The sequence below is a fragment of the Brasilonema sp. UFV-L1 genome (assembly GCF_012912105.1).
Lineage (GTDB): Bacteria > Cyanobacteriota > Cyanobacteriia > Cyanobacteriales > Nostocaceae > Brasilonema.
On record NZ_QMEA01000022.1, the window covers coordinates 76,876 to 82,875 of the forward strand.

The window sequence follows — 6,000 nt, forward strand, 5'->3', positions numbered from 1 at the left end:
GATTCTATGTCTTTGGGACACGCTGCGCTAACACTGCACGGAGCCTGCCCTCGAGCGTTCAGCGAAGGGTTTCGTATGCCCTCCCTTGCCCGCTGCGCGCTAACAGAATGACATCCCCAATTTTTGGACTTTTGCAAGAGGTCTAAGTTATGAAAATGGCTGGAGTCCACCAAACCCGGTTTCTAATTTTTCACAAATGATTTCTGACTGCTATAGTAAGATTTATTGTGAATATTTTTGACAAAAAAGTATAATATGCCTCATAATAACTCGGTTTTGCAGACAAAAAGACGGTCATTGTGGCAAATGGCGTTACAGGGATTTTTAGATGGAGGCCCTTCCACATGTCAATTTGCCATTACCAGTGCATGCAATGCCCGTTGTGGGTTCTGCAACTTCGCAGTAGACAAGTTACCGATAGATTTGAGGCATTCTGTAACTTTAGACGATGCAAAGCTTGCAGCAGAGATTCTTTATCGCAACGGAGTGTATTTCCTCATCTACGTAGGCGGTGAGCCAATGCTACATTCCCACTTGACAGAAATGATAGCTCATGCATCTAGTATTGGTATGGCACCGATGCTTGTGACAAACGGTTCGCTGTTGAGTTCAAAACGCATTGACGAGATGGCTGATGCAGGGTTGGTAGGAGTTTTTATTTCTATTGATGCTGCTGCGGCTTTGGAACATGAACAGAACCGAGGATTGATGGGAGTGTGCGATCGCATCCATGATGCCAATATCCATTTGCGCCAAAGACACATCAGTACAACCGCCTCAGTCACAATGAGCCGACTGATAGACGATTACCAAAAGCTACCACCATTCTTAAAGTCACTTGGGTTTGATAGCGTCACCTTCTCTTATCCACTCACAACTTTGGCATCGTCTTACCTTGGTTATGCAGAGTCGAACTTGGTAGACTACACTGTTGAGGAATTGCATGAGCGCTTCGAGAGCATCAAAGCTCTCAAAGAAGATTTTCCTGTTGTAAATCCTACCAGTTCTATAGAAGATATGCAGCGACATTTACGGGGCGAACCAGAGCAGTTTGCCTGTCTTGGTGGCTGGAAATTATTTTATTTAGATTGGCACCTTAACCTCTACCGCTGTCACAACTGGGAGCAGCCCTTGTGTCACATCACAGAGTTTAATGGCTCACAGCGAGTTCGTGATGGGTGTACAGCGTGTATGATGGACTGCTACCGCGACTCTAGTGTGATGCAACATATCGGCATTGCTGTCAGTGATGGAGTACAAGCAGCAGCACAAGGACAGTTCAAGCAAGCTTTGAAACATTGGTTTAACCGGAAAAACCTGCTTTCTCTAAAAGCCGTGTTGGAAGAAGTTTCCTGGCTGCGTCAATTGTGATACCAAGTTGCGTTCTAATGTGTCATTCTGACCGGAGGGAAGAATCTCGCGAGATATGAATCGTCAGACTGTAAGTAGGTGGGCGGGAAAATTTATCAGTTTGTCCGCAGCGAGTGGAACGCAGTGGAACGTAGACGCTTTGCGGCTTCCCGCAGGGTAGCAATCGCAATGGTTTTGACAACTTTATATTTTGTTACATAGTTCGGTTTATTTGTGCCTACCTACTTATTAGAGGCGTTACGAGATTAGATTAAGGTAAAATTCATTTTGTCAAAAAATCTTACAAACAAGCACAAGCAGCCTATAAACCTGATATTAGTACTCAAGTACCAGAATTTTACTCGCTCTAATTTTCTAATTACAGTGGTGTTCCCAAACCTATTATTTAAAACTTAATAAAATGCTAAAAATCAAACAGGTGCATCATACTCTCTTTTTCTTCACCTTACCCCTAGCAACCATCGTAACTCTTGCGCCTATTAGCATCGCAACAGCACAAGAAGTTTCTGCAGATGGAACTGTATCCACCACCGTCAGCAGCCCGGATGGAAAAAATTTCACCATCAACGATGGTACAACAAGAGGAACAAACCTTTTTCACAGCTTCAAGGAATTTTCTGTTCCCACAGGTGGTTCGGCTAACTTCAACAATGCAGCCAATATACAAAATATTATTAGCCGGGTGACTGGTGGTTCTAAGTCTACGATTGATGGTTTGATAAAAGCCAATGGTGCGGCTAACTTATTTTTACTCAATCCCGCAGGAATTCTTTTTGGACCAAATGCCAGATTGAATATTGGTGGTTCATTTTTCGGGAGTACGGCGAATAGTTTTATCTTTGAGAATGGCTTTGAGTTTAGTGCGACAAATCTACAAGCACCGCCACTGTTAACTATAAATCTTCCGATTGGGTTGAGGTATGGGGATAATCCAGGGGAAATTAAAGTACAAGGACGTGGACACGACATTAATTTTCAGGAAGATATCAAAAACAAAAAAGACGACAAGATACCTTCTGTCCGTATTAACAATAGCATTCCAGGATTGGAGGTTGAGTCCGGGAAGACTTTAGCACTAGTCGGAGGTAAAGTATCCCTTGAAGGTGCTATTCTCAATTCATCATCAGGACGTATTGAAATCGGCAGTGTTGCAAGCAATGGAGTTGTGAGTCTCGCCTCAGTACAAGAAGGTTGGGAGCTGGATTATAAAAGCATTGGCAGTTTTGGAGACATCAAGTTTTCTGGTAGAACGTTGCTGGATACCAAAGGAGTTGGCAGTGGTTCGATTGCAGTTACTGGTAAAAATATCAATTTCACAGGAGAGTCGATTCTACTAGCTGATACACTTGGCGATAAAAATGGGCAACAAATCAGCATTGTCGGAGACGAGATATCTGTTAATGAGTCTGAAATCAGGAGTTTTACCTTCAGTTCAGGAAATGCTGGACAAGTTAAACTTTTTGCCAACAAATCTATTCTGCTTGAGAATTACGGTGGGGCGGGTACAAACACAGTAGGATTGGGAAAAGCTGGAGAAATTACCGTCAAAGCTGATTCTATTGAAGTTAGAGATGGTAGTGGGCTAGGCAGCCATAGTTATGGTAAAGGGAATGCTGGACGAATGGAAGTTCAAGCTAATAATTCTCTACTGATTGAAAGTAAATCTGGTTTTGGTACTTCTTCTAATGCTGAAGGTGACGCCGGAGAAATCAACATTGTAGTAGGCGACTTTATCCTCCGCAATCAGTCTGGCATGACAGTTAATGCCAGAAGCACAGGTAATGGTGGAAAAATCAACATTACAGCAAATTCTTTACGGATTGAAAACAAAACGGGGCTCAATAGTTATACGGATAAAAATAGCACAGGTCAAGGTGGAGAAGTTAATCTTAATGTCGCAGGACCTTTAGTAATACAGAACGAAGCAGGTATAAATAGCGATACAAAGGGTACAGGTAACGCTGGAAAAATCATTATAACGGCAAATTCTTTGCAGATTTCAGATAGTTCGGGATTCACTAGTACTACAGGGGAAGGTAGTACAGGTAACGCTGGAAAAATCGACATTACCGCAAATTCTTTACAGATTTCAAATGCTGGGTTCAGCAGTGAGGCAAAGCAAGGTAGCACAGGTCAAGGCGGAGAAATTAACTTTGATATCGCAGGACCTGTGGTGCTACAGGATGGAGCATACATAAGTAACAGCACTTCAGGTACAGGTAACGCTGGAAAAACCAGCATTACCGCAAATTCTTTACAGATTTCAAATGCTGGGTTCAGCAGTGAGGCAAAGCAAGGTAGCACAGGTTTTGGTGGAGAAATTAACTTTGATGTCGCAGGACCTGTAACGGTACGGAAGAACTCATACATAAATAACAGCACTTCAGGTACGGGTAACGCGGGAAAAATCATTATGAGGGCAAATTCTTTGCTGATTGAAGATGGTGGGGGAATCAATAGTTCTACGCAGAAAGGTAGCACTGGTCTTGGTGGAGAAATTAATCTTGATGTTGGAGGACCTGTGGTGGTACGAAATAGTGTAGGTATAGATAGTAACACTTCAGGCAGAGGTAATGCGGGAAAAATCAGCATAACGGCAAATTCTTTGCAGATTTCAAACCGTTCGGGAGTCACTAGTACTGCGAAGAAAGATAGCACAGGTCAAGCTGGAGAAATCATCGTTAATGTCACAGGACCTTTGGTGTTGCAAAATGCAGGTATAAATAGCAATACTGAAAGTACAGATAAGGCTGGACAAGTTACTGTTAGTGCTAAATCTTTGGAAATCAGTAATAGTGGTGCAATTAGTACAAGCACTACAAGCAGTGGCAATGCAGGAAACCTTAATGTAGAGGCAAAAACCATAATTCTTAACAATGATGGAAAATTGCGGGTTTCAAGTACAGGTAGTGGTGATGCTGGTACTTTGAATGTTGTGGCAGACACCATTAGGCTTAATAATCAAAGTTCGATAGATGCAACTACTACCTCTGGCAAGGGTGGCGATCTCACACTAAATGTTGCTAAGTTACTGCTGCTACGCCGTGGTAGCAGCATTTCTGCCACTGCAGGTACTAAGGATGCTCCTGGCAATGGTGGTAACATCACCATTAATACTCCTAAGGGTATCATCGTCGCTTTCCCTAATGAAAATAGTGACATCACTGCCAATTCTTTCAGCGGTAGCGGTGGGAAAATCACAATTAAGACTCAAGCTCTTTTTGGAATCGCCCCACTCAGTCGGCAAGAACTTGAGCGACGTTTGAATACCAGAGATTTCACTCGACTAGACCCAAAAAACTTACCTACCAGTGACATCACTGCGATTTCGCAACAAAACCCATCCTTTAGTGGTGCTGTTAATATTAATACTCAAATTAATGACCCTACCCGTGGGTTATTTGAATTACCAGAAACTGTCATCGATCCTGCACAGCAGATTGCTCAGAATCCCTGTCTACGTGGAGGTGGCGAATTTATCATTACTGGGCGTGGCGGATTTCCAACTGATCCTAGTAAAGGCTTCAGTAGTGACAATGCGCGTGTCGATTTGGTCAAGCCTGTCACCAGTAAGACATCTCATAATTCAACAAGTACAACTAAAAAGCAGCAGCCATCTACCAATGCAACTGACAAACCGATAGTACCAGCCCGAGGATGGATATTTAATGAAAAAGGTGAAGTTGTCCTGGTAGCTTATGACCCCACTAAGACTGGTGTACAACGCTCTTCACCAACACCTGTTAGTAATTGTGCTGCACGTTGATACAAATAAGCCAGAATCCTCTGACTACTTCATCTCATCTCTCGTTCCTATGCTCTGCATAGGAATGCCTCAAAGGAGGCTCCGCCTCTCTATGATTATACTGAGGCGGAGCCTCAAGTTATGCATTCCCTGGCTCTGCCAGGGAACGAGGAAGTTATTCCCATCTTGCCGGATAATAAATTGTGTAAGTGTTGAGATTTATTAAGTTGGCATTATGAGGTATCAGCAAGTACTCGTTGGATTGGTTCTGGCTATAGTTCTTTTCTTGTTTCCCCTGTCAGCAGAAGGAGTCGGTTCTTCTAGTCTCAGGCGTTCCACAGACGATGCATTCAACGGTAAAGATTTCTCTGGTCAAAGCTTGATTGGATCTGAATATACTCAGATCAAGCTCAAGGACGTTAACTTTAGCAATGCTGACTTACGCGGTGGTGTTTTCAATACTTCAACATTAGAGGGAGTCAATTTGCATGGTGTAGATTTTACTGATGGCATAGCTTACTTAACCGTTTTTGAACGCGCTGATTTAAGCGATGCAATCTTTACAAACGCAATGATGTTGCGTTCTACTTTTGGTGATGTAGATGTTACAGGTGCTGATTTCAGCAATGCAGTTCTAGATCGTCTAGAAATTACAAAACTTTGTAGGAAAGCAAGTGGGGTGAATTCTAAAACTGGCGTTGATACGCGTGAGTCTTTAGGATGTTAGTAAAGAGACTGCTTTTTGGATAAGTAGAAGTTTCTGACATTTGTGGCGGACCGCAAACCCGGTTTCTTTCGCGAAACCGGGTTTTTAAGCACGCGAACTACCCTAAACCGAACCGTATTGGGTAATCTTATATCAAATCCGTTTGTATCGGAATTAT

3 protein-coding genes are annotated in these 6,000 nt (G+C 42.8%); all 3 read left to right on the forward strand.

All coding sequences use genetic code 11. The annotated features are described in order from the left end of the window. The first annotated feature begins 255 nt into the window (after nucleotides 1-255). The 3 genes from DP117_RS09945 (at nucleotide 256) to DP117_RS09955 (ending at nucleotide 5,843) form a co-directional block, all read left to right on the forward strand. On the forward strand, nucleotides 256-1,371 hold the full coding sequence (locus DP117_RS09945) for a radical SAM protein (protein ID WP_169218151.1): 1,116 nt from the start codon (nucleotides 256-258) through the stop codon (nucleotides 1,369-1,371). A gap of 400 nt (nucleotides 1,372-1,771) precedes the next feature. Beyond that, nucleotides 1,772-5,137 (forward strand): filamentous hemagglutinin N-terminal domain-containing protein, encoded by a 3,366-nt coding sequence (locus tag DP117_RS09950; RefSeq protein WP_169218152.1) that lies wholly within the window; start codon nucleotides 1,772-1,774, stop codon nucleotides 5,135-5,137. A 214-nt stretch (nucleotides 5,138-5,351) separates the two neighbouring features. Next, complete coding sequence (locus tag DP117_RS09955; RefSeq protein ID WP_169218153.1) at nucleotides 5,352-5,843, forward strand: pentapeptide repeat-containing protein; 492 nt, start codon at nucleotides 5,352-5,354, stop codon at nucleotides 5,841-5,843. Nucleotides 5,844-6,000 lie beyond the last annotated feature (157 nt).